This window comes from Ruminococcus sp. AF31-8BH, assembly GCF_003460605.1.
Lineage (GTDB): Bacteria > Bacillota > Clostridia > Lachnospirales > Lachnospiraceae > Blautia_A > Blautia_A acetigignens.
Genome location: NZ_QTVN01000014.1, coordinates 38,416 through 63,373 on the forward strand (window position 1 = coordinate 38,416; position 24,958 = coordinate 63,373).

The window sequence follows — 24,958 nt, forward strand, 5'->3', positions numbered from 1 at the left end:
AGAAAAAATGCTATGTTAAACTAACAATAGTTGAAAACAGGTGCATAGAGTAGAAAATTTGTTCGGGGGGGGGAGAAAAATGGGAACATCGAAAAAAGTATCCAGTATTCATCAGGAACTAAATCGGTTTCTGGTGTTTGTCATCATTATTTTTGCCATATTATGTGCTTTTATTTACGGCTGTGTGCGCCGGATCCTTACTGCGCACACGAATGAATACATGGAAGTTTCCACAAGACAGATGGAATATGAGATGAATTCTGTTTATGACAAGGCGGAAAATTATCTGATTTCTATGGCTGCTGATGAACGTGTGCAGAAATTATTCCGGGAATCAGAACGAGAGAAGGCCATGGACATTGATTATGTGCAGAAGCTGATCATCCAGGCTCAGAATTTGGAACCTGCTATTAAGGACATTGCCTTTGTTAATGGAAACACCACCTATTCCACCATTTATTCCAGGGAAGAACTTTATGAGCTTGCTGATAAAACTACCTGGAATGGTTTTGCCTGGTACGGCATTAAAAAGACTTCCATGGTAATCCTTGGGAAACAGGAGAACATGTTTGTATATGTCATGAATGTGGTGGAAGATGGGGAGAAACTGGGAACATTGATCGCCTCTGTTCCCTCCGCCTATTTTTCAAAAAACATCGAGGAGATGAATTTTTTTTGTGCACTTGGAAAAACAAACGGCAAGATTTCCTTCCTGTTTGACAATCCGGAGAAAGAGGAATTCCTGGAGAAAATCTGGCTGGATTCTGGGAAGAAAGAAGAAAATGGGGACTGGATGAAAAATATTCAGATCAGTTCCCGGGATGCCTACTTAAGTGCCCTTTATGTGGAAAAAATGGACTGCTATCTGATTGGAGCCAATACCATGGAGCAAAGCTTCAGCAACGGAAATATGAGAACTCTGCAGGGAATGATCTTGGGATGCCTGATTCTTGCCGCGTTATATATGGTAGGAATTCTTCTGCTTTTGAACCAACGCATGGTGCGTCCGCTGCAAAAATTCCACCAGCTGATCCGGGATATGCGAAGTAAAGGACAGCGCCACCTTCAGGAACCTGTAGAACTTTCCGGCTGTCTGGAGATCCAGGAAATCGAAGAGGAATTTTCCGGAATGGTCACAGGCATCGATGCACTGAACCAGAAAATTTTTGAAAACACAGCTCACATGTATGAACTGGAGCTGCAGAAAAAAGAGGCGGAACTTTCTTATCTTAGGGGACAGGTGGATCCCCATTTTCTGTACAACACGCTGGAGGTTCTCAGGCGGCAGGCAATCGCAAAGGATGCGCCGGAACTGGCACAGATGGCTATTGATATGGGAACTATTTTCCGCTACAGCGCAAAGGGAAGCCCGGTAGTCACTCTGAAAGAGGAGGTTGCCATTACCAGATCTTACGTAAGAATCCAGGAGAACCGCTTTATGGGCCGCCTGAAAGTATTTTTTATGATTCCGGAGAATCTTCAGAAGTTAGAGGTGATGAAAATGCTACTGCAGCCTCTGGTGGAAAATGCAGTGTGCCATGGAATTGAGCCCAAGAAAGAGGGCGGCTCTGTTTTTATCGGAGCGCGAAAAGAGGGGGACGCCCTTTTGCTTACTGTAAAGGATGATGGTGTGGGAATCCCGGAAGAAAAACTAAGAGAAATCCGGGAAAAACTGGAAGCGGCATGTCAGGACACCAGCCGTCACGTGGGGATTTTTAACACCCAGGCAAGGATCCGGCTAATGTATGGACCAGAATATGGAATTGAAATAGAAAGCAGCGAAGGCGACGGAACCAGCATTTTTCTGAAGGTTCCGGCAAAAGAAATGGAGGAGTAGTATGTATCAGGTTTTGATCGCGGATGATGAACTATCTGTTCTGAAGTCCCTGATGGATGGGATTCAGTGGGAAGAGCTGGGGCTTACCGTAGCTGCGGCTGTAAACAATGGAGAGGAAGCTTTGCAGATCCTGAAGACAGGGGAAATTGATATTGCCATTCTGGACATCCGAATGCCTGGCTTGAATGGACTGGAGATTTGCGAAAAGCTTTGCAGGGAGCAGGAAAATCTGCAGCTGATCCTGATCAGCGGATATGCGGAATTTTCCTATGCTGAGCGTGCAATCCGCTATGGGGTATTGGGATACTGTCTTAAGCCTATTGAATTTGAGCAGCTGACCCGCTTTTTATTAAAAGCAGAAAGAAACTGCGAGAAACAAAATGCCCAGCTTCCGGACAGTGATCTTCTGGACGTTCTGGAGCGGGGAGACCAGGAAACCCTGGAAAAAATCCTGAAATCTTCCGGCATGGAGAAAGAAGCTTATGTGGCAGTTACAGTAGGAGAAAATCTTGTTTCTGTGAAGGGGGCTTGTATGGTGGAGCTTGGTCGGGAGCAGTACGGATATTTTATGAAAAAACCGCTGGAGCCGGATGTGCTGGAAGCGTGGACTGCCAAAAAGGAGAACCTGGGAATCGGATATGAAGAGGAGAAGATCCCCCTGGAAAAATTATCCGAAACCTTAAACGAATGCCAGGTGCGTGCATTTCAGTATTTCATAGACTCGGGAGAAAAAGTCTGCTGCAGGCAAAGTCCCGGACAGAATGATTTCCTTCATGAAATCCGGGCAAAAATCAGTGCAAATCAGTGGAATCAGATTGCAGACAGTCTGAAAGAGCTTACAGAAAAAGGCTGGCAGAAATTTGACGTGCGTTATGCATTGCGTCTGTGTAATCTGGTCCACAGCGGAAACCTATTCCGGGAAGAAGAAAACGATTATTATGTTTACAGCATACGGCAGCTTACTTCCCAGTACCGGAACATGAGGGACATGCTGAAAAGGCTTACAGACGATATTCGGGAGGCAAGGGAAAGCGAAGAAAAGCAGCCTGTTTATTCCAACATGGCCTTTATGGAGCTGATGTCCTACATCAATGAAAACTACAAAAAAGACATATCCCTTGCAAGTGCAGCCAAGAATTGCTACATGACTCCAAACTATGTAAGCCAGCTGTTCAAAAAAGAGACTGGCATGACCTTCGTCCATTACATCACACAGCTTCGCATGGAAGAGGCGGTGCGGCTCTTGGAAACCACAAAGAAATCCACAGCAGAAATCTGCTCTATGGTTGGCTACAACGATTATTTTTATTTCCTGCGTATTTTTAAGAAATATACAGGAAAAACTATCAAGCAGTACAGGGCAGAATTATAAAAATATGGACAAAATATGGATTAGCTTTTGAAATCTGTATTTTGTCCATATTTTATTCAGAAAATGAAGGCCGGAAACGTAAAAAAACACATATGACTGCGCAAGAAACTGCATGGGAAAATCCCTTCATTTCCGTTACAATAAACTCAACAAAACGGAGGTGAGGAAAGTGGAATTAAAGAAACGGGAAAGGGAAGCAAGAAGAAAAAGAATCAAAAACAATCGTGTTTTATATCTGATGATTCTGCCGATCCTTTTGTGGTATGTATTGTTCTGTTATCTGCCCATTGCTGGCGGTTTGTCCCTGTCATTTCGAAATTATCGATTTGACATGGGGATCTGGAAAAGTCCTTTTGTAGGGCTGGCACATTTTCAGAAAATGATGACTGACTCGGAATTTTTAAGAGCGGTGTCAAACACTATTATCATCAGCCTTGGAAGAATTGCCTTTCAGATGCCCTGTGCCATTGCTGTTGCAGTTTTTCTAAATGAAATAAGATCTGGAAAGCTGAAGAAATTTTTTCAGACTATCATAACCTTTCCGCATTTTATTTCCTGGGTGGTACTGGCTGGAATCTTGATCAATCTGTTTGGTTCCGGCGGGATTATCAATCAGATTCTGGGAGCATTTGGACTGGCTTCTGTTTCCCCAATTGCGGGAGCGCAGAGTTTCCGGCCTTTTATCTGGATTTCAAATATCTGGAAGGAAGTGGGATGGGATTCCATTATTTACATCGCAGCAATTGCATCCATTGATCCGGGACTTTATGAGGCTGCGGAGGTGGATGGAGCCTCCAGGCTGCAGAGAATCTGGCACATTACACTGCCGGGAATTCGAAGCACCATTGCCATTATGCTGATCCTGGCTGTGGGACAGGTGATGACAAATGGTTCCTTTGATCAGATTTTCAATCTGTATTCCCCAAGCGTTTATGCAGTGGGAGATACCCTAGATACCTATATTTTTCGAGAATCATTTATTACAGGCGGTCTGAACTTCGGATATTCCACCGCGATCGGACTGTTCAAATCTGTAATCGGAATCATCATGATCACCATTGCAAACAAAACGGTTACGGCAATGGGTGAGAATGGACTGTATTAGGAGGGGAACATGAAAAAGAGTCGTACATTTGATGTGGTTGTAATCATAATGTTTGCAGCACTGGCGCTGCTTACCTTATATCCTTTTTACAATGTTATCATATTATCCTTTTCCAATACGGAGTCTGTGGCAAAGCACATTCCATACCTTCTGCCATTCGCATTGGATCTCACCGGATACAAGACCATTATACAGGATTCGGATTTTATCAATTCCCTGCTGGTATCCTTATTTGTAACCATTGTGGGAACTGCAGTAAACATGGTACTTTCCGTAATTGCAGCCTATGTGCTTTCCAGAAAGTATCTGGATGGAAGAAACATGATCATGTCCGTGATCGTATTTACCATGCTGTTTGGCGGCGGACTGGTGCCGACCTACATGGTAATCAAGGATATGGGACTGATCAACAAGGTATGGGCCATGATTCTTCCAACTGCCATCAATACTTACTATCTGATCATTATGAAAAATTATTTCCTGGGATTGCCGGACGGGCTGTTTGAGGCAGCCAAGCTGGATGGGGCAGGAGAATGGACCATGCTGTGGAAGGTGGCATTTCCCCTTTCCAAACCGATTATGGCAACCTTTACCCTGTTCTATGCTGTAGACCGCTGGAATGAGTGGTACAACGCACTACTTTACATCAACAAAAAAGCGTTGTCACCGCTGCAGATCTACCTGCGTGATATTCTGACTAGCCTGAATTCGCAGCTTTCTACCCAGGCACAGCAGATGATGGGAAGCACCCAGAAAGTATCTACCTCTGCGGTACAGATGGCAACAATTGTGATAACTGCCCTGCCAATTATGCTGGTTTATCCATATCTTCAGAAATATTTTGTCAATGGAGTTATGGTTGGCGGAATCAAGGAATAACGAAACACTTACAGGAAATACAAAGCCTGTGTGTATAAAAAAACGTGAAAGAGTTTCATTAAAGGAGGAAACAGGATGAGAAAAGGAATGAAGCGTTTTATGAGTATGGGACTTGGAGCAGTGATAGCACTGACTGGAACTGGCGCCTCTGCAATGTGTGTGCAGGCAGCAGATGACCCGGTGGAGATTTCTATTGCCTACTGGGATGCGGATTCTGCATTTGTAGGAGATGATGTGCTCAGTGAGATCGAGGACAAGCTGAACATTAAGATCACTCCGGTAAATATTACATGGGATGATTATACCCAGAAAATCCAGCTGTGGGCTTCTTCTGGAAGTCTGCCGGATGTATTTGCAGGGGATTTCCGAAACAGCAAAACCTTTACAGACTGGGCAACTCAGGGCGTGATCAAGGCAATCCCGGAGGATCTTTCCGCATATCCAAATTTGGAAGAGTATATGTCCAATGAGGAAATCGTCAGCAGTGCAAAGGTAGACGGAACCGTTTACTGCATTCCGAGAAAATCCTATGTCTCCCAGGAATGGACTTCCATGGACCGTGAGATTGCTTACCGCTGGGATCTGGCACAAGAGGCCGGAATCACAGAAGAGCCAACTACCTGGCAGGAATTTGATGAGATGATCCAGGCAATTATGAAAGCAGACCCGGAGGGTACTGGAATCCAGGGTATGACAGCAAATACAAAAGGCCTTTTCAGTGCCATGTTCCTTCCTTATTCTTCCATGATCGCATGTGACCAGGGAATTGCTTACAAATGGGTAGAAACAGAAGATGGAACCTATGAGCCTGCTTATTTTGCAGAGGATATGATTCCTGCATTCCAGCTGATGAGAGATTTATACGAGGATGGAACTATTGAGAAAGACATTGCCCTGACTAACAACCAGTCTTCCAGAGAAAAATTCCTTCAGGGAAAGAGTGCTGCAATCCTTTATGCAGGCGGCGTTGGTGCTGACAATTATAACAATCTTGCCAAATACTGGGACAGCGTTCATGGAGAAGACTTCCTGACGGATGTAAAGGTTCTGAATCTGATGCCTGACAAAGATGGAAATACCGCATATCCAGTTTGGGATTATGCATGGAGCGAGAGCTACATTAATTCTTCAGTAGATGATGAGAAAATGGACAAGATCCTGAAGTTGTACGATTATCTTCTGTCAGATGAGGGAAGCTTAATGGGAACCTATGGACTAGAGGGAGATTTGTATGACCTGGAGGACGGCAAAGTAGTGCTTCATGATGATGTAAATGTAAAAGATACCTATCCTTGCATTAAGGTATTTGAATCTCTGGTTCGCTGGAATCCAAGCACCTATGATGAGAGATTTGCCACAGACTGGCCGGAAGCATATAACGAAGCAAACCGCAAGATCGTAGAGCAGGCAAAAGATGTGACCATTCCGGAATACAATTCTGAATGCACAGAAATTGTAAAAAAATTAGGCTTAGATCTGAATCTGGATCTTGAGACAGACACCATTACCATCATGACCGGAACAGATCCTGTAGAGGATATGTGGGCTGATATTTATGCAAAATATCAGAGCGACGGTCTGGATGATGTGATCGAGCAGGTAAATGCAGAGCTGAATAAATAATCGAATTTCAAAAAGATGAAGTGAAAATTGAAGTGAGGGACCGGGCATATTGAGCGTATATTTCCGGTCCCTTATTTTCGGAAAGAGAGGAAGTATGTTTCAGGAATTGGTACATAAAGCAGACCTTGGAAACGGATATTATCAGAATCCCATTCTGGATGGAGACTATGCAGACCCGGCGGTTTTCAGGGAAGGGGAAAATTATTATCTGACAGCGTCTACAGGCCCTTACTATCCAGGCTTATCTATTTACTGGTCAAAGGATCTGGTAAACTGGAAGCTGATCTGCCATCCTCTTCGAAAGTTTGAAGGGGAAGTGTGGGCACCGGATATTTTGAAATATAAAGACCGATATTATATTTACTTTTGCGGACAGGGAACCAACTGGGTGATCTGGTCTGAAAAAATAGACGGAGCCTGGAGCGAGGCCATTGATTTGAAAATCGGACATATTGATCCGGGGCATGTGACGGATGAAAAAGGAAAACGCTATCTGCTGCTTTCCGAAAACAGTATGGTTCCCCTGTCAGAGGATGGGCTTCAGACAGCAGGAGAGATGCGTCAGCTTTTTGAAGCACCGGAGATTTCAGATCAGTGGGACATTGAGGGGGCCTTCCCGGAAGCTCCTAATATTTTCAAAAAGGATGGATTTTATTATCTCACCTATGCAGACGGCGGAACATCCGGCCCGGCGACTTCACATATGATCATGTGCGCAAGAGCCAGAAGCCTGACCGGTCCATGGGAAGTATCTCCGTACAATCCGGTTGTGCATACCTGGAACCGAAATGAAAAGTGGCAGTCAAAGGGACATGGACATTTTGTGGAGGATCTGGCTGGAAACTGGTGGGTAATCTATCATGCTTATGAAAAAGGGTATGCCGCCCATGGAAGAAAGCTTTTGCTGTCTCCTGTAGAATTTATGGAAGATGGCTGGCCGCTGGTGACGCAGCGGGCGGATGAAGCTTCGAAGAAACCGGCAGGCGAAAAGATAACAGACACAAGTTGTTTTTCAGATGATTTTTCTGAAGAGAAAATCACAGGCTGGAGGGCGTGGGGGAAATTTGACCCTGCAAATTACAGGAGAGGGGAAGATGGGCTGAAAATGCAGGCAACAGGAGCAGACATTTTTGCTTCTAATCCGTTTACTTTGATCACCGGAGATCACAGTTATGAGGCATCGGTTTATGTGTGTCCGGAAGCGGAATGTGAGGCGGGATTGATTTTGCAGTATAACAGCCGTATTTATAATGGAGTAGGTCTGAAAAACGGGATTCTGACCATCTATCGGTTGGGATGTGTTCTCGCGGTGAAGGAAATCGGCGCAGAAGAATGCTGGCTGAAAATGCGAAACGATGAGCAGTATCTTTGCTTTTTCTACAGCCTGGACGGAATGCATTATAAGAAGCTGAACTATGTAATTAACACGGAAAGCCAGAATACCCATGCTTACAATGGTTTTCTTAGCTTAAGGCCGGGACTGTTTGCTGCCGGGAAGAACTTTGCGTTGTTCCAAAATTTTGTATATCGCGGATTGAAATAGAAGGCAGATTATGAAAAGGAGAAAAAGATGAGCGCATATTTATTTGTACATTTTCAGGAGAAAAAAACACCGGATGGGGAGCAGGCGCGCTTTGCTGTGAGTAAAGACGGGTATCACTGGGAAGCTTTGAATGGGGGACAGCCCGTGCTGTGGTCTTACCAGGGAGAAAAAGGAGGACGGGATTTCGCCATCGTAAGAAACCGGTTCAATGGGAAATTTTATATTCTGGGGACAGATTTAAGCATTTCCTATGAAATGAACGGGAGGTATGGCGGATCCTGGGATGCAATTTCCAGAATGGGAAGCAAGTGCCTGATTCAGTGGGAGTCTGAGGATCTGGTCCACTGGTCAAGGCAGAAAATGCTCTATCTTGGGGATGAAACCTTTGGCTGTTTCTGGGCACCGGATGTGATTTACGATCCAATAGAAGAAAATTACATTGTGCACTGGTCATCAAGCCGAAACTTTGATGATTTTTCCAGCAAAGCGATTTATGCCAGCCGTACCCGGGATTTTGAACATTTCACTAGGCCCTTTCTGCTGTTTGAACTGGAGGGGAGCACGGTCATTGACTCTGCCATTTATGAAGAGAATGGCTTGTATTACCTGTTCGTAAAAAATGAAGACCGCGCCACCAGAATACGGCTTTATAAAAGCGAAAGTCCAACAGGCCCCTATGTTCCCGTGGAAGCTTTTGATAAAAGTATGGATAAACTGGAGGCTGGAATGTATGAAGGTCCGGCAGCAGTTCAGCTGGAAGATGGCAGCTGGAACTTGTTTTTGGACTACTATGGAAAAAACAGAAAAGGCATCGGATATATGGCATTTTACGGGAAAAGCCTGGCAGCCGGGACCTTTGAATGTTGTGATGAGAAATGCTTTTTCCCCTATCTGTTTAAGCACGGTACCATTCTGAAAATAACAGAAGAAGAGTATGATCGCCTGAAATCTTGGGACTGGGAAACGGAAGAAGAATAAAAGCATGATAAAAATGGCAGTTAATAAAAAATCCATAATATATTCATAAAAAATACATAAAATTATGGTATCTATTAGATATCCGAGTCGAATATGTATAATGATATAACGCAAAGGTCGCATTATGAACATGATGCATAAGAGAGAATCCGGTGAGAATCCGGAACGATGCCGTCACTGTGTAAGGGAGCTGCTTCAGAGCCCACTGGGTAACCGGGAAGGGGAAGCAGTGTTGAACGAAGTCAGGAGAACTGCCTTTGCGTGGAATTGTGGGTCTGCGGTACACAGAACCTTATTCTCATAGCAATATATAGGAATGATACCAGTGTCAAAAGATATTTTGATACTCATATCATTGTAATCCTGTTTGGAGGAAATGTGTTTATGAGGAAAGTGCAGCTGCAGAGTTTGCAGCTGCTTTTTTACAAAGCAGGAATCACAGAAGCTTCCTGCCGTAGAAAAAGCCCTGCCGGGCCGTGTCCTTATACATAATTCAATCCGGAAATACAGGAAAAAGAGGAAAAAGAAATGAAAAGAAAATCTTTATTAGCACTGCTTCTTGCAGCATCCATGGCAGCAAGCATGACTGCAGCAACAGGAACTGTTGCATTTGCAGAGGAAGCAACCGAGGAGACAACTGACGAAGCAGCAGATGACGCAGCAGATGACGCTGAGGCAGCAGATGACGCTGAGGCAGCAGACGACGCTGAGACAGCAGACGATGCAGAGGCATCTGACGCAGATCAGGAGGCAGCTGATAAAGTTGCAGCACTTATCGATGCAATCTATGTTCAGGAGAGAACAGACGACACAGATGCACAGTGCAAGGAAGCTAAGGAAGCATGGGATGCTCTGACAGACGCTCAGAAAGAGCTGGTAGAGGGAGAAGAAGCAAGCCCGGAATATTTCGGACGCGATACAGGAGATGCTTCCAAGGATGATCCTCGTAACCAGGATGAGATCGGTGAGAACGAGCTTCTTGTGGTAAGCTTTGGTACTTCCTTCAACGACAGCCGTGTTGAGGATATCAAGGGAATCGAGGATGCTCTTGCAGAAGCTTTCCCGGACTGGTCTGTAAGAAGAGCATTTACCGCTCAGATCATCATCAACCATGTACAGGCAAGAGATGATGAGCACATCGACAACATGCAGCAGGCACTTGACCGTGCAGTAGCAAACGGTGTTAAGAATCTGGTTGTTCAGCCTACACACCTTATGCACGGTGCAGAGTACGATGAGATGGTAGAAGCTATCGATGAGTACAAAGATAAATTTGAGTCTGTAGCAATCGCTGAGCCAATGCTTGGTGAGGTTGGATCAGACGCTACTGCTATCAACGAAGACAAGGCTGCTGTTGCACAGGCAGTTACAGATGCAGCTGTAAAGAGCGCAGGATATGACAGCATGGAAGCTGCTGCTGAGGATGGAACCGCATTCGTATTCATGGGACACGGAACCTCTCACACAGCAAATGTTACATACAACCAGATGCAGACACAGATGGAGAAGCTTGGATTTACAAACGCATTCATCGGTACTGTAGAGGGTGAGCCGGAAGATACCGCTTGCGATGTTGTAATCGACAAAGTAAAAGATGCAGGCTTCAAGAAGGTTGTTCTTCGTCCGCTTATGGTTGTTGCAGGTGACCATGCAAACAACGATATGGCCGGTGACGATGAGGATTCCTGGAAGAGCATGTTCGAGGCTTCCGGAGAGTTCGATGAGATCGATTGCCAGATCGAAGGACTTGGAAGAATTGATGCAGTTGAGCAGCTTTATGTAGAGCATACTCAGGAAGCAATTGATTCTATTGCAAAATAATCTGTTGATGTTTTATTTTCAATTCATCAAAAAGTAAGGAGAAAAGTTATTATGAAACGTTCATTAGTCATTTTATTATCAGCAGTAAGTATTTCCACTATGACAGCAGGAAGTGTTGCACCTGTATGGGCTGAAGCGGCACAGACAGAAGCTGCCAAAGCAGAGGACACCGCAGAAGCTGAGCTTGAAGACGGCGTATACGGTGTGGAGTTTGACACAGACAGCGGCATGTTCCATGTAAATGAGGCATGCAATGGAAGAGCAGTTCTTACAGTGAAGGATGGCAAAATGACCGTTCATATTACACTTGTCTCCAAGAATATCGTAAATCTTTTCCTTGGAACAGCTGAGGACGCACAGAAGGATGGAGCTGAACTGATCCAGCCTACTACAGATACTGTTACCTACAGTGACGGAATGTCAGAGGAGGTTTACGGCTTCAATGTTCCGGTTGAGAAGCTGGACGAAGAGTTTGACCTTGCCATCCTTGGCAAAAAGGGTAAATGGTATGATCATAAAGTCAGCGTAAAAGATGCAAAAGAGCAGACTGAGGAAGAGAAAAACGCAGTAGTGATCGGTGAGGATGACAGCGAGACAGCAGATGCTGAAGCAAAAGAAGCAGAGGATTCCAAAAACTGATTTTCACAGCTAACAAGTAAACCCTTACAATATTTCTTATAAAAAGACAGGCCCCGGGCAATATCATTTCTGTTAAATGATATTGATTCCGGGAAGCCTGTCTTTTTATATATCTGTTTTAATTTTCTTTTCCCTCTCCTGCAAAGTATTCCTTTGTCAGTCTTACAACTGTTCCGGAGAGCAGGAATAATGCAATCAGGTTGGGGATTGCCATAAGACCGTTAAAGGTTTCGGCAATATTCCACATCAGTCCAAGATTTGCAGTGGCACCAAGGATAGCAACCAGAGCATAGACAACCATAAATGGTTTGATTACTTTTTCGGAAAACAGGAATTCGATACAGCGTGCACCGTAAAGGCCCCATCCAAGTGCTGTGGAAAAAGCGAAGCAGCACATTGCAACTGCAGTGAAAATGGATACCCAGTTTCCATATGTAGAAGTAAATCCAAGGATGGTCAGCTCAGCACCTGCGGCTTCTCCGTAAGTGATGGGAACGCCGCTGCACAGAATAACAAGTGCAGTCAGAGTACAGATGACGATGGTATCTGTAAATACTTCAAAAATTCCGAACATACCTTGCTTTACCGGCTTCTTGGTATCTGCACATGCATGTGCAATGGATCCGGTACCAAGACCGGCTTCATTGGAAAAGATACCACGGGAAACCCCCTTTTTTATACTGAGGAACATGCTTCCGATAATACCGCCGGTTACAGCGGAGGGCTGGAAAGCTCCCTTAAAAATAGAAACAAATACGGACGGAACATTCTGGATGTTCAGAAGAATTACTCCAAGTCCAAGAAGAATGTAAAGCAGTGCCATAAACGGAACAAGCTTTTCTGTTACCTGGCCGATACGCTTGATTCCACCAAGAAGGATCATGGCGATCAGGATGGCGATCACAATACCGATGATCAGATTGGATGTGGAAACTGCGCTTTCGCTAATAATGTTATAATTTAAAAGTGCGGAGTTAATAGCTGTGGTAATGGTATTTACCTGTGTGGCATTGCCTGTTCCGAATACGGTGAGAACGCCGAAGGCCGCAAACAGATAAGCCAGCCAGTTCCATTTTTTGCCAAGACCGTTTTTGATGTAGTACATCGGTCCTCCTACCAGTTCCCCGTTTGCATTGATCTCACGGAAATGAACGGCAAGGGTAACCTCTGCGAATTTGGTACACATTCCGAAAAGTGCGGAGACCCACATCCAGAAAATAGCACCGGGTCCGCCGATGGCAATGGCACCTGCCACGCCGGCAATATTTCCGGTACCTACTGTGGCGGCAAGAGCCGTACACACAGCCTGGAAAGGAGTGATAGCGCCGTCGGAAGCGCTGCGCTTGCGGAAAATACGTCCAAGAGTAGTGCGGATCGCATAGGGGAATTTGCGGATCTGAAGAAAACCGGTGCGGATGCTAAGGTAAAGTCCGACGCCGAAAATACAGACCATTGCAGGGACTCCCCAGATAAAATTATTGACAGCTGTATTAATGGTTTCGATAATCTGCAGCATAAAATACCTCTCTTAAGTTTTTTATCGGATAAAGTTTGTTTTGATCTTATCCTCCGCCTGTGGAGTGGTAATTCCCGCCGCTTTCCCTGCTTCGATACATTTCAGAAGCCATGCCATATTGCTTCCCAGGGTACGCATGATCTGTAATCCCTCTTCATCCTGCTGTACCTCTGCCGGAGTATTGCCGTGTACCATATTCCAGTAGTTTGCAGATACAACCGGCATCTCGTGATAGCTGAAATATTTCTGAAGCACATCCAGGGTAGCAGTAGTTCCGGCTCTTCTTGCAGAGGCAACTGCTGCAGCCGGCTTGTGAAGCATGTCTTTGCCTGCCATGGAGCAGAGCTTATCCATGAACTCAATAATCTGTCCTGTGGGGGAAGCCCAGTATACCGGGGAACCTACAACCAGAGCATCTGCCTCCTTTAATTTCGCTGCCGCGGCTTTTACGTTATCTTTATCAGGATCTCCTGCCTGGAAAATCTCGGTATCAATTCCGTTCTGATTCAGAGTCTTTGCAACCTCACTAAGTGCAGTGAAGGTACAGCCTTCCTTACGCGGGCTGCCGTTTAAAAGTAAAACCTTCATGTTCTTTCATCCTTTCATCTCGCTAAAGCGTTAATATATTTCTTTATTATACGATAGGTGTGGTTTAATTTCAAGACACAGTATATTCACATTTACAGGATATAATAGAAAAATTAAATGATACCAGTGTCAAAAGGTCAAAAAGCCGTTCGTGCTTGCACGATAAGGCTTTTGAACTTGGGACACGCCAAATATGAGAAAGTAGCGATTTACGCAGTAAATCAGCGGATTTCGAATATTTGGAGGATTGCGGGAGCAGCGTAGCTGCGTAGCAATCCGGGGATCAAATGAGTGCCAAAAGACCTTTTGACACTCATACCATATAAACAGCAGAAAGGAATTTGCAAGTGCTTCAGATTAAAGACATACATAAAGAATACAGAACCGGAAATCTGGTGCAAAGAGCCCTGGACGGAGTGAGTCTTAGCCTTCGGGACAATGAATTTGTGGCAATTTTAGGTCCAAGCGGTTCTGGCAAGACCACTCTTTTGAATATTATCGGTGGCCTGGACCGTTACGACAGCGGAGACCTGATCATCAATGGAATTTCCACCAGGAAATATAAGGACAGGGATTGGGATTCCTACAGAAATCACACCATTGGCTTTGTTTTTCAAAGCTATAACCTGATTCCCCATCAGACTGTGCTGGCCAATGTGGAGCTTGCCCTGACCATTTCCGGTGTTTCCAAAAATGAGAGACGGCGCAGAGCCAAAGAAGCTCTTGAGAAAGTGGGGCTTGGCGCCCAGCTTCACAAGCGTCCCAGTCAGATGTCCGGCGGACAGATGCAGCGAGTAGCCATTGCCCGTGCCCTGGTCAATGACCCGGAGATTCTTCTCGCGGATGAACCGACAGGGGCCTTGGATTCTGATACCAGCGTTCAGGTTATGGAGCTTCTGAAAGAGGTTGCAAAGGAGCGCCTTGTAGCAATGGTAACCCACAATCCAGAGCTTGCCCAGCTTTACGCAACCAGAATCGTGACTGTGAAGGATGGAAAAATCCTGTCAGATACAGATCCCTTTGAGGTGGATACAAAGCAGATGGCAGCACCTGTTCACAAGAACATGGGAAAATCCTCTATGTCTTTTTTCACTGCATTGTTTCTTAGCTTTCAGAACCTGAAGACAAAAAAGGCAAGAACCCTTCTCACTTCCTTTGCCGGCTCTATCGGCATCATCGGAATTGCCCTGATTCTTTCCATATCTAATGGCGTAGACAAATACATTACAGACATGGAGGAGGAGACCCTTTCCGAGTATCCTCTGCAGATTCAGAGCACAGGGGTGGATCTGACTTCCATGATGATGGGGGCGGCGTCTGCCCAGAGTGAGAAAAAAGAAGGAGAGGTAGGGGTGGCGCAGATGGTCACCAATATGTTTTCCAAGATGAATTCCAATGATCTGGAATCTCTGAAAACGTTTCTGGACAGTGACGAAAGTCAGGTGGACCAGTATGCTAATTCTGTGGAATACAGCTATTTAGTTTCCCCGCAGATTTTCCGCCAGGAAAAAAACGGCATCCGCCAGGTAAATCCGGACAAATCCTTTTCCTCAATGGGTCTTGGCTCCGGTTCCTCCAACAGCATTATGTCTTCTACCATGAGTACAGATGTGTTCTACGAAATGCCGGAGAATGAAGAATTGTACAAAAATCAGTATGATGTGAAAGCCGGCAGATGGCCGGAAAATTACCAGGAATGTGTGCTGGTGCTTACCTCACATGGAGATATCAGCGATTTTCTCCAGTACACACTGGGCCTTCGGGACAGTAAAGAGCTGGATGATATGGTGCAGAAATTTATGGCAGAGGAAGCAGTTGAGGCGCCAGAGAATGGAGAAACCTATTCCTGTGATCAGATTCTCGGAACCAGCTTCAAGCTTGTAAACAGTACGGATTATTACGAATATGATTCAGAATACAAGGTCTGGAAGGACAAATCTGACAACAGTGCTTACATGAAAAAACTGGTGGCAGATGGGGAGGACCTTACTATTGTAGGAATCGTACAGCCTGCAGAAGGTGCCACAGCATCTATGCTCACAGCAGGAATTGGCTATACGCCGGCACTTACCAGACATGTGATCCAAAAGGCAGCGTCCAGTGACATTGTAAAGCAGCAGCTGGAAAATGAAAAAATCAATGTTTTCACAGGGGAGGCGTTTGGGAAGGAAGACCAGGAGGAAAGCAAATTTAATATGGAATCTCTTTTTTGCATCAATGAGGATGCCCTGAAGGAGGCCTTTCAGATCGATGAAAGTGCTTTTAATATGGATCTTTCCGGCATGGCTCTCTCGGGAATGAGCATGGATATGCCGGATCTGTCCGGAAGCATGGATTTTTCCGGAAGCAGCATGCCTGATTTTTCCAGTTTGATTAGCTTTGGAGACTTGAATCTGGATCTATCCGATGCCATTGACCCGGAAGAGATTTTGAAGGAACTTCCGGCAGATCAGGTTCCGGATATGAGTGAGGCATTGAAGTCTGTGAAGTTTGATTTTACAGAGGAAAAAGCCACTGCGCTTCTGAAGGATGTTCTGGAAGGATACCAGGAGAGCATTCAGGATAAGCCGGAGGCGGATCTGTCAAAGATGCAGTCGGCCATCCAGCAGTTTCTTAGTTCCAGTGAAGTAAATGACAGGCTGTCTGCAGACATTGAGCAGCTGGTGAATGACAATATCAAGGTGGACGTTTCCACAGAAAAAATGATCGCCGCTGCAGTGAAGCTGATGAATCAGTACCAGGAATATGCCAGGGCCAATGGAATAGAAAAAGCAGATGCTGCCAGCATTCTGGGATTTCTTAGCCAGAGCGACATCCAGCAGCAGATCCGGCAGGAGGCCAATGAGCTGATTCAGGGAAGCGTGACGGTGACGATCACAGCAGACCAGATCAAAGAGCTTCTTATGAAAGATGTGATTCAGGCCTATCCGGAATATGCCAAAGCTAACCAGCTTCCGGACCCGGCCAATCTTGGAACCTATTTTGTGGAATATATGCAGTCTGAGGATGGACAGAACCGTCTGATGAAGGGGCTGACCTCCATGATCGACACCAGTGAGGCGGAGAAGCAGTTTTCCTCTGCAATGGAAACCTACATGACAAATATGATGACTGCTTTTTCCGATGCCATCACCAAAGCCATTGAGTCGAAATTCACGGATGTGATGAGCCAGGTGGAAACACAGCTCACACAGGGAATCCAGACTGCCATGGAGCAGATGATGGGCTCCATCAGCGACAGTATGCAGGGTGCGCTTCAGTCTGTGATGACAAGCGTGACCTCCAGCATTACCACAGCCATGAGCCAGGCAATGGGACAGATGGGAAGCAGTATGGAAAATGCCTTTGCCATTGATCCAGAGGCTTTTGCAAATGCCATCCAGATGAATATGAATGAGGATGACCTTTCCGAGCTGATGATGTCTTTGATGTCACATGAAAATGCTTCCTATGACGGAAATCTGAAAAAGCTTGGATACGCAGACCTGAATGTTCCAGGTGGAATTAATATTTATCCAAAAGATTTCGAGTGCAAATCCCAGATCGTGAACATCTTGGATCAGTATAATGCAGATATGGAGGCAGCAGGAGAGGATGAGAAGGTGATCACCTATACGGACCTTGTGGGAACCTTGATGTCCTCTGTGACGGATATTGTGAATATTATCAGCTACGTGCTGGTTGCTTTTGTGGCTATTTCCCTTGTGGTTTCCTCCATTATGATCGGTGTTATCACCTACATCAGTGTTCTGGAGCGGAAAAAAGAGATCGGTATTCTAAGAGCAATTGGTGCCTCCAAACACAATGTGTCTCAGGTGTTCAATGCGGAAACCTTTATTATCGGCTTTTGCGCAGGGGCAATGGGAATCGGAATCACCCTGCTGCTTCTTATTCCAGCCAACAGCCTAATCCGTTCCTTGGCGGACGGCGTGAACGTGAAGGCATCCCTTCCGCCTGTGGCAGCGCTGGTGCTTGTGGGATTAAGCGTGGTGCTTACTTTGCTGGGCGGTCTGATTCCGTCACGAAAAGCGGCGAAGAGCGATCCGGTGACAGCGCTTCGAACAGATTAAAAAACAGAGATGACAGTTTTTATAAAAAAGCGCAGAAATCAGAAAAAATTCTGGTTCCTGTGCTTTTTTTGCGCCCGAAATTCTGGGCAATCCTGTGTTTGGCCGGGGAAAGATTTTGCTGGCTTGAGAGTAAAAAGAAAGATTTGTGGATACTACTATAAAGAACAGGGAAAATGTATCTGCTCACGTTTGGATGATATTCCATAGAAAAAATCAAATTCAGTCAAAATAATTCATAATTGTGCAAATGTGATAAATCAAACGGTCAAATCTTGTGAAAAAGATTGATTGACTTTGACCGTATCGGAAAGTATAATAAGCACAACAAATCAAAAACAGGCAAAAGTAAGCAGGAGGCAGAGATGATTTACACTGTGACTTTTAATCCGTCACTGGATTATATTGTGTCGGTAGAGGACTTCCGGCTTGGACTTACCAATCGTACCAGTTCGGAGATGCTTCTGCCGGGAGGCAAGGGAATTAACGTATCTACAGTTCTTATGAATCTGGGAATTGAGAGTACAGCCCTTGGTTTTACCGCAGGATTTACCGGAGATGAGATCACACGCAGACTTGAGGACATGGGCGTGAAGAATGGTTTTATCCAGGTTGGAGAAGGGTTTTCCAGAATTAACCTGAAGCTGAAGAGCATTGATGGTACTGAGATCAATGGTCAGGGACCAAGAATCGGCACAGACAAGGTGGACATGCTGATGAAGCAGTTAGGAAAGCTTGGAGAGGGCGATGTGCTTTTCCTTTCCGGCAGCATTCCATCCTCCATGCCGGACGATGCATACCAGAAGATTATGGCCATGCTGGACGGCAGAGGAGTGCGGATCGTGGTGGATGCCACCAGGGATCTTCTCATGAAGGTTCTTCCCTGCCACCCATTTCTTATTAAACCTAATAACCATGAGCTTGGAGAAATCTTTGGCGTGAAGCTGGATACCCGCCAGTCTGTGATTCCTTACGGGAAGAAGCTGCAGGAGATGGGTGCTGTGAATGTGCTGATTTCCATGGCAGGAGAGGGTGCTGTTCTGATTGATGAGAATGGAAGGGTTTATGAGGAACCTGCACCTAAGGGCAAGCTGATCAATGGTGTCGGAGCCGGTGATTCTATGGTAGCCGGATTTATGGCAGGCTACATGGAGAAGCAGGATTATCAGTATGCATTCCACATGGGAATTGCAGCCGGAAGTGCCAGCGCATTTTCTGAGAATCTTGCCACCAGAGAAGAGATTGAGGCTGTCTATCAGCAGATCATCGGATAGAATCAGGAGGAAAGGTAGAAATGAGAATTACAGACTTACTGGATGTGAGAAGTATTTCACTGGATGCTGCTCCAGCAGACAAATCCCAGACCCTGGATGCTGCGGTGGCACTTATGACCAGAAGCGGTAAGATTAATGATGAGGCAGCTTACCGGAAGCAGGTTTATGCAAGAGAGGAAGAGAGTACTACAGGAATCGGTGAGGGAATTGCCATTCCTCATGGCAAATGTGATGCAGTAGATAAGCCGGGGCTTGCAGCCATGGTCATTCCGGGTGGAGTTGATTTTGATTCCCTGGACGGAGAGCCTGTTACACTGTTGTTTTTGATCGCTGCGCCTAATACAGAGGACAATGTACATCTGGATGTGCTCAGCAAGCTTTCCATGATGCTGATGGATGAGGAGTTTACTGCCAACCTTCGCGCTGCGAAGACACCGGAGGAATTCCTTCAGATCATTGATCAGGCAGATGAAGAGAAGAAGAGTGTGGATGAACGTCTGGCAGACATGGGAGAGGCTTCTGAGGATCAGTTTAAGATCCTGGCTGTTACCTCCTGTCCCACCGGAATCGCCCACACCTACATGGCAGCTGAGGGAATTGAGAAGGCAGCCAAGGCGAAGAACTGCTTTGTGAAGATTGAGACAAGAGGCTCCGGTGGTGCCAAGAATGTCCTGACTCCTCAGGAGATTCAGGATGCAGACTGCATCATTGTGGCTGCAGACGCACAGGTTCCTATGGATCGTTTTGACGGCAAGAAGGTGATTCAGCGCCAGGTTTCCGATGGAATCAATAAGGCGGACGAGCTGATCGAGCTTGCCATGTCAGGAAATGCCCCTGTTTATCACAGCGGCAACGCAGCCGCCGCAGCGCAGACCTCCGGGAAATCCGGCGGCGGAGTGGGACACCAGCTTTACACACAGCTGATGAACGGTGTTTCCCATATGCTCCCCTTTGTAGTTGGCGGCGGTATTCTCATTGCCATTGCGTTTTTAATCGATGGACTTCTGGTTGATATGAATGCCCTGGATGTGGCAGAACGTGCTAACTTCGGTACCATCACTCCGGCAGCAGCTATGTTCAAGCAGATCGGAGATGTGGCTTTTGGATTTATGCTTCCGGTGCTGGCTGGATTTATTGCTATGGCCATCGGTGACAGACCGGCTCTTGCACTTGGTTTTGTAGGCGGTATGATGGCAGCCAATGGAACATCCGGTTTTCTTGGTGCTCTGGTAGCTGGTTTTGCAGCAGGCTATATTATCCTGGGACTTCGCAAGGCATGCGAGAAGCTTCCGGAAGCCCTTGAGAAAATCGCTCCGGTTCTGATCTATCCGGTTGTTGGTATTCTGGTAATGGGATTACTGATGCTGTTTGTAGTTGAGCCGATCATGGGCGGTATTAATACTGCACTGAATAATGGACTGACATCTATGGGAAGCTCCAGCAAGATCGTACTTGGTCTGATCCTTGGCGGAATGATGGCAATCGATATGGGCGGTCCATTTAACAAAGCAGCTTATGTATTCGGATCTGCAGCGATTGCAGCAGGTAACTATGATATTATGGCAGCCGTTATGGTAGGCGGTATGGTTCCGCCATGTGCTATCGCACTTGCTACTCTCCTTTTTAAGGATAAATTTACAAAGGAAGAACGAGAGTCCGGTCCTACCAACTTTATTATGGGACTTGCCTTTATCACAGAGGGCGCTATTCCTTTTGCAGCAGCGGATCCTCTTCATGTGCTTCCGGCCTGCATCGTTGGTTCCGGTCTTGCAGGGGCCATGTCCATGGCATTTGGATGTACCTTAATGGCACCCCACGGCGGAATCTTTGTAGTCCCGGTTATGGGAAATGCAGTGATGTATCTGGTGACACTGGTTGTGGGAACTGTAGTTTCTGCAGTGCTTCTGGGACTGCTGAAGAAGAAAAACGCGTAAGATTATCAATTATAACGGCTGCGCAGGCAGAACTAAATAATAAAAAATAGCTTTTGGGTTGACAGAGAACCCGGAAGTCGATATAAAGAAATTATAGAAATAGCAGAAAAATAAAATTACAAAAACGGAGGAAATCATCATGAGAGAATTTAAGTATGTAGTAACAGATCCGGAAGGAATCCACGCACGTCCGGCAGGAGAACTGGTAAAGGCAGTAAAGGCTTTTTCCTCTGACATTAAGATCGCCAAGGGCGGCAAGGCTATGAACTGCAAGGCAATCTTCGGAGTGATGGGACTGGCAGTTAAGAAAGGGGACGAGGTCACCCTTACATTTGAAGGCGCAGATGAAGATGCCGCATACGAGGCAGTAAGCAAATTCATGCAGGAGACTCTGTAAGAGGCAGCGAAAGAGACGGACATACCTGCGGGTATGTCCTGTTTTTTACAAGTATTTGTGGGAGAGAAAACATGCAGGTATATAACGGAAAAAGTGTATTTGGCGGAATTGCCATCGGTAAGATCAGTGTATATCAGAAGAAGGAGCAGCAGGTAAAGCGCGTGAAGGTGGAAGACCCGGATCAGGAGATGGCGCGCTATGGGAAAGCCAAGGCAGAAGGAATCCGCCAGCTCCAAGGCCTCTATGACAAAGCCTTGAAAGAAGTGGGAGAAGCCAACGCCGCGATTTTTGAAGTCCATCAGATGATGATGGAGGATGACGGATACAATGAATCCGTAGAGAACATTGTCCGCAGCCAGGGCGTGAATGCAGAGTATGCAGTGGCAACCACAGGAGACAATTACGCACAGATGTTTTCTGCCATGGATGACGACTACATGCGGGAGCGTGCTGCAGATGTCCGGGATATTTCAGAGCGTCTTCTCACCATCTTGAATGGGGAAGACACAGGCAGTGTGGACGCAGACGAGCCAAAGATCATTGTAGCAGAGGATCTGGCTCCTTCAGAGACTGTTCAGTTGGACAAGGATAAGGTTCTTTCTTTTGTCACAGTGAAGGGCTCCCTGAATTCCCATACTGCTATTCTGGCAAGAACCATGGCAATCCCTGCACTTGTGAATACTTCCATGACTCTTGATAGTGTGATGGATGGGAAGCTTGGAATTGTGGATGGCGCAAGCGGTACCTTCTATGTAGACCCAGATGAGAAGACTCTTGAGGAAATGAAGAAACGACAGGAAGAGGATCTTTCCAGAAAGCAGCTTCTCCAGACCCTGAAGGGAAAGGACAATGTTACACTTGACGGACAGAAAGTGATGTTGTACGCTAATATAGGAAACATCAAGGACCTGGCAACTGTGATCCAGAATGATGCAGGTGGAATCGGACTTTTCAGAAGCGAATTTATCTATCTGGAGAAAGAGGATTTCCCTACAGAGGAGGAGCAGTTCCAGATTTACAGACAGGTTGCACAGACGATGGCGGGGAAACGTGTGATTATCCGTACACTGGATATCGGTGCAGATAAGCAGTGCGATTATTTCCATATGGAGCATGAGGAGAATCCGGCACTTGGCTGCAGGGCTATCCGTATCTGCCTGACCAGACCGGAGATTTTCAAGACACAGCTTCGGGCTTTATTCCGTGCCAGTGTATTTGGCAGGATTGCCATTATGTACCCTATGATCACCAGCGTGCAGGAGGTACGCCAGATCAAGAAGATCGTGGAAGAAGTGAAGCAGGAGCTGACCAGCCAGGGCGTAGAATTTGGCAATCCCGAGCAGGGTATTATGATCGAGACTCCGGCAGCAGCCATCATTAGTGATAATCTGGCGAAGGAAGTGGATTTCTTTAGTATCGGAACCAATGATCTGAGCCAGTATACCATGGCAATCGACCGTCAGAATCCACAGCTGGATCCGTTCTTTGATCCTCATCATCCGGCAGTGCTTCGTATGATCTCCATGGTTGTGGAGAATGCACATAAGGCTGGTATCTGGGCTGGAATCTGTGGAGAGCTTGGTGCAGACCAGTCACTTACGAAAGAGTTTCTGGCAATGGGAGTGGATGAGCTTTCTGTTTCTCCGGGAAGCATTCTGCCGCTCCGCAAGATCATTCTGGAAACAAATGTTGGAGAATATAAGGCGGGAAAAGAATGTTAACACAGCAACGGCATGAGATCATCCTGAAGCTTCTGCGGGAAAAGGGAAGCATTACCGTAACAGAGGTGCGGGATCTTCTCGATACATCAGAATCTACAGTGCGAAGGGATATCACAGCACTTGACAAGGAAGGCAAGCTGGAGAAGGTTTTCGGCGGCGCCGTGGAATTGAAGGAGCGGGTAACTGCATACGAATATTCCGTAGCAGAGAAAATGGGACTGAAGCTGGAGGAGAAGCATAGGATTGCAAGATATGCAGCGGGTCTGATCCAGGACGAGGACTTTGTGTATATTGATGCAGGAACCACCACCGGAGATATGCTGAAGTTTCTCCAGGTGACAAGAGCGGTCTTTGTCACCAATGCAGTAGCACATGCCCAGTCTCTGGCAGAAAGGGGCTTTAAGGTTTTTCTTGTAGGAGGAGAATTGAAAGGATCCACAGAGGCGGTAATCGGCAATCAGGCGATGAATACCCTTCGGGAATACCATTTTACCAAGGGATTTTTCGGAACTAACGGGATTACCAAGAAGAGCGGATGCACCACCCCGGATGCCAATGAGGCAGCAGTAAAGTCAGCAGCCATGCAGCAGTGCCGGGAGTGCTACGTGCTTTGCGACAGCTCCAAGTTTGACAATATCAGTTCTGTGACCTTTGCGGATTTCTACCGTTCCACCGTGATCACAGATAAGATCCCGGCAGGATATGAGGACTGTTCTAACCTTGTAGAGGTGCCGAAGGAATAAAAAATAACAGAGGGTGTTAAGAAACGAAAGAGGCTTGAAAAGAATGATAAAATTAATTGCATCCGATCTGGATGGAACGCTTCTTCAGGAAGGAACTATGGATATCAATCCGGAGATTTATGATATTATCCACAAATTAAAGGCAAAAGGAATCGTTTTTGCGGCAGTCAGCGGAAGGGAATATGACAGTATTGCCAGAGTCTTTGCACCTGTAAAGGACGATATTTATTTTATTGCAGGAAACGGTGGAATCATTTCCTTCCAGGGAGAGATTATTGAGAAAATGGCAATCCCGGCAGATGTTCTGAAAGATGTAGTGGAATACGTCAGAAGCCAGGAAGGTGCCTCCTTTATGACTGCAGGAAGTGCCCAGGCGTATGTGGAGCGTGCGGATCAGGCGTTTGTGAAGAAGCTGCGTGAGGGGTACAAGCTTCATGTAAATGAAGTAGATGATGTATTGCATGCACCGGAGACCATGACCAAGGTTGCCATGTACAATGAGAAAGTAGATGCTGCGGCAGGCGCCGAGGAAGCCAAGAAAATTTTCGGTGACCGGATTCAGATTATGGCGTCTGGGGATTACTGGGTAGATTTTGTAGACATCCATTCCGGAAAAGGAAATGCATTACAGAAACTCTGTGCTCGTCTAGGGATTACTAAGAAAGAAGAAGTGGTGGCATTTGGGGACAACTGCAATGATGTGAGCATGCTCACCGAAGCAGGCAAAAGCTACGCCGTTACCACCGCCCGTGAGGAAGCCAAGCAAGCCGCAAAGTATGTCCTGGAAAAACCCGGTCCGGACAGCGTGCTGAATGTGCTGAAGATGATTCTGGAATTGTAGAATTTAAATAATTTGGCTTGTGGGAACAAATTTATAATCCGAATTTTAAACCTATCGAATTCGATTCAATTAGTGATTGT

The 24,958-nt window shown here is 46.0% G+C and carries 18 protein-coding genes and 1 riboswitch; of the genes, 16 read left to right on the forward strand and 2 right to left on the reverse strand.

Annotation, left to right across the window (positions count from 1 at the left end):
- The first annotated feature begins 79 nt into the window (after nt 1-79).
- The 9 genes from DWZ38_RS16205 to DWZ38_RS16250 all read left to right on the forward strand — a co-directional run bounded on the left by DWZ38_RS16205 (nt 80) and on the right by DWZ38_RS16250 (nt 11,797).
- The gene (locus DWZ38_RS16205; RefSeq protein WP_117854181.1) at nt 80-1,837 is read left to right on the forward strand and encodes a sensor histidine kinase; all 1,758 of its coding nucleotides are present in this window, start codon (nt 80-82) and stop codon (nt 1,835-1,837) included.
- Between the two features lies 1 nt (nt 1,838).
- Complete coding sequence (locus DWZ38_RS16210; RefSeq protein ID WP_117854182.1) at nt 1,839-3,209, forward strand: response regulator; 1,371 nt, start codon at nt 1,839-1,841, stop codon at nt 3,207-3,209.
- A 169-nt stretch (nt 3,210-3,378) separates the two neighbouring features.
- Nucleotides 3,379-4,314, forward strand: a complete 936-nt coding sequence (locus DWZ38_RS16215; RefSeq protein ID WP_243000311.1) for an ABC transporter permease subunit — start codon at nt 3,379-3,381, stop codon at nt 4,312-4,314.
- Between the two features lie 9 nt (nt 4,315-4,323).
- On the forward strand, nt 4,324-5,193 hold the full coding sequence (locus DWZ38_RS16220; RefSeq protein WP_117854184.1) for a carbohydrate ABC transporter permease: 870 nt from the start codon (nt 4,324-4,326) through the stop codon (nt 5,191-5,193).
- Nucleotides 5,194-5,268: 75 nt separating this feature from the next.
- On the forward strand, nt 5,269-6,816 hold the full coding sequence (locus DWZ38_RS16225) for an extracellular solute-binding protein (RefSeq protein WP_117854185.1): 1,548 nt from the start codon (nt 5,269-5,271) through the stop codon (nt 6,814-6,816).
- A 94-nt stretch (nt 6,817-6,910) separates the two neighbouring features.
- Complete coding sequence (locus DWZ38_RS16230) at nt 6,911-8,359, forward strand: family 43 glycosylhydrolase (RefSeq protein ID WP_117854186.1); 1,449 nt, start codon at nt 6,911-6,913, stop codon at nt 8,357-8,359.
- A gap of 27 nt (nt 8,360-8,386) precedes the next feature.
- Complete coding sequence (locus tag DWZ38_RS16235; protein WP_117854187.1) at nt 8,387-9,337, forward strand: glycoside hydrolase family 43 protein; 951 nt, start codon at nt 8,387-8,389, stop codon at nt 9,335-9,337.
- A 97-nt stretch (nt 9,338-9,434) separates the two neighbouring features.
- Nucleotides 9,435-9,611, forward strand: a riboswitch (cobalamin riboswitch).
- A gap of 254 nt (nt 9,612-9,865) precedes the next feature.
- Nucleotides 9,866-11,158, forward strand: a complete 1,293-nt coding sequence (locus DWZ38_RS16245) for a sirohydrochlorin cobaltochelatase (RefSeq protein WP_117854189.1) — start codon at nt 9,866-9,868, stop codon at nt 11,156-11,158.
- A 51-nt stretch (nt 11,159-11,209) separates the two neighbouring features.
- Nucleotides 11,210-11,797 carry a hypothetical protein gene (locus tag DWZ38_RS16250; RefSeq protein WP_243000313.1) on the forward strand — a complete coding sequence of 196 codons (588 nt, stop codon included), beginning with the start codon at nt 11,210-11,212 and terminating at the stop codon, nt 11,795-11,797.
- Nucleotides 11,798-11,915: 118 nt separating this feature from the next.
- Here the strand turns inward: DWZ38_RS16250 and DWZ38_RS16255 are convergent, their stop codons facing one another.
- Both DWZ38_RS16255 and DWZ38_RS16260 read right to left on the reverse strand, forming a co-directional pair.
- Complete coding sequence (locus DWZ38_RS16255) at nt 11,916-13,313, reverse strand: sodium:alanine symporter family protein (RefSeq protein WP_117854190.1); 1,398 nt, start codon at nt 13,311-13,313, stop codon at nt 11,916-11,918.
- 21 nt (nt 13,314-13,334) lie between these two features.
- Nucleotides 13,335-13,901 (reverse strand): flavodoxin family protein, encoded by a 567-nt coding sequence (locus DWZ38_RS16260; RefSeq protein ID WP_021925463.1) that lies wholly within the window; start codon nt 13,899-13,901, stop codon nt 13,335-13,337.
- Nucleotides 13,902-14,248: 347 nt separating this feature from the next.
- Here DWZ38_RS16260 and DWZ38_RS16265 point away from each other — a divergent pair, with 347 nt between their 5' ends.
- The 7 genes from DWZ38_RS16265 (at nt 14,249) to DWZ38_RS16295 (ending at nt 24,878) form a co-directional block, all read left to right on the forward strand.
- On the forward strand, nt 14,249-17,971 hold the full coding sequence (locus tag DWZ38_RS16265) for an ABC transporter ATP-binding protein/permease (protein WP_117854191.1): 3,723 nt from the start codon (nt 14,249-14,251) through the stop codon (nt 17,969-17,971).
- A gap of 362 nt (nt 17,972-18,333) precedes the next feature.
- On the forward strand, nt 18,334-19,242 hold the full coding sequence (gene pfkB / locus DWZ38_RS16270) for a 1-phosphofructokinase (protein ID WP_117854192.1): 909 nt from the start codon (nt 18,334-18,336) through the stop codon (nt 19,240-19,242).
- A gap of 20 nt (nt 19,243-19,262) precedes the next feature.
- On the forward strand, nt 19,263-21,176 hold the full coding sequence (locus DWZ38_RS16275) for a fructose-specific PTS transporter subunit EIIC (protein ID WP_117854193.1): 1,914 nt from the start codon (nt 19,263-19,265) through the stop codon (nt 21,174-21,176).
- A 139-nt stretch (nt 21,177-21,315) separates the two neighbouring features.
- Nucleotides 21,316-21,573, forward strand: a complete 258-nt coding sequence (locus DWZ38_RS16280; protein ID WP_021925467.1) for an HPr family phosphocarrier protein — start codon at nt 21,316-21,318, stop codon at nt 21,571-21,573.
- Nucleotides 21,574-21,644: 71 nt separating this feature from the next.
- On the forward strand, nt 21,645-23,294 hold the full coding sequence (gene ptsP, locus DWZ38_RS16285; protein WP_021925468.1) for a phosphoenolpyruvate--protein phosphotransferase: 1,650 nt from the start codon (nt 21,645-21,647) through the stop codon (nt 23,292-23,294).
- Entirely contained in the window at nt 23,288-24,037 is a 750-nt protein-coding gene (locus DWZ38_RS16290) for a DeoR/GlpR family DNA-binding transcription regulator (protein ID WP_021925469.1), read from the forward strand. Before ptsP ends, DWZ38_RS16290 begins: the two co-directional genes overlap by 7 nt.
- Before the next feature lie 43 nt (nt 24,038-24,080).
- Nucleotides 24,081-24,878 carry an HAD family hydrolase gene (locus DWZ38_RS16295; protein ID WP_021925470.1) on the forward strand — a complete coding sequence of 266 codons (798 nt, stop codon included), beginning with the start codon at nt 24,081-24,083 and terminating at the stop codon, nt 24,876-24,878.
- Nucleotides 24,879-24,958 lie beyond the last annotated feature (80 nt).

Bases quoted from the DNA above. Each gene is read 5' to 3' on its own strand.
- DWZ38_RS16205 (WP_117854181.1), top strand. From the start codon at position 80: ATGGGAACATCGAAAAAAGTATCCAGTATTCATCAGGAACTAAATCGG.
- DWZ38_RS16210 (WP_117854182.1), top strand. From the start codon at position 1,839: ATGTATCAGGTTTTGATCGCGGATGATGAACTATCTGTTCTGAAGTCC.
- DWZ38_RS16220 (WP_117854184.1), top strand. From the start codon at position 4,324: ATGAAAAAGAGTCGTACATTTGATGTGGTTGTAATCATAATGTTTGCA.
- DWZ38_RS16225 (WP_117854185.1), top strand. From the start codon at position 5,269: ATGAGAAAAGGAATGAAGCGTTTTATGAGTATGGGACTTGGAGCAGTG.
- DWZ38_RS16230 (WP_117854186.1), top strand. From the start codon at position 6,911: ATGTTTCAGGAATTGGTACATAAAGCAGACCTTGGAAACGGATATTAT.
- DWZ38_RS16235 (WP_117854187.1), top strand. From the start codon at position 8,387: ATGAGCGCATATTTATTTGTACATTTTCAGGAGAAAAAAACACCGGAT.
- DWZ38_RS16245 (WP_117854189.1), top strand. From the start codon at position 9,866: ATGAAAAGAAAATCTTTATTAGCACTGCTTCTTGCAGCATCCATGGCA.
- DWZ38_RS16250 (WP_243000313.1), top strand. From the start codon at position 11,210: ATGAAACGTTCATTAGTCATTTTATTATCAGCAGTAAGTATTTCCACT.
- DWZ38_RS16255 (WP_117854190.1), bottom strand. From the start codon at position 13,313: ATGCTGCAGATTATCGAAACCATTAATACAGCTGTCAATAATTTTATC.
- DWZ38_RS16260 (WP_021925463.1), bottom strand. From the start codon at position 13,901: ATGAAGGTTTTACTTTTAAACGGCAGCCCGCGTAAGGAAGGCTGTACC.
- pfkB (WP_117854192.1), top strand. From the start codon at position 18,334: ATGATTTACACTGTGACTTTTAATCCGTCACTGGATTATATTGTGTCG.
- DWZ38_RS16275 (WP_117854193.1), top strand. From the start codon at position 19,263: ATGAGAATTACAGACTTACTGGATGTGAGAAGTATTTCACTGGATGCT.
- DWZ38_RS16280 (WP_021925467.1), top strand. From the start codon at position 21,316: ATGAGAGAATTTAAGTATGTAGTAACAGATCCGGAAGGAATCCACGCA.
- ptsP (WP_021925468.1), top strand. From the start codon at position 21,645: ATGCAGGTATATAACGGAAAAAGTGTATTTGGCGGAATTGCCATCGGT.
- DWZ38_RS16290 (WP_021925469.1), top strand. From the start codon at position 23,288: ATGTTAACACAGCAACGGCATGAGATCATCCTGAAGCTTCTGCGGGAA.
- DWZ38_RS16295 (WP_021925470.1), top strand. From the start codon at position 24,081: ATGATAAAATTAATTGCATCCGATCTGGATGGAACGCTTCTTCAGGAA.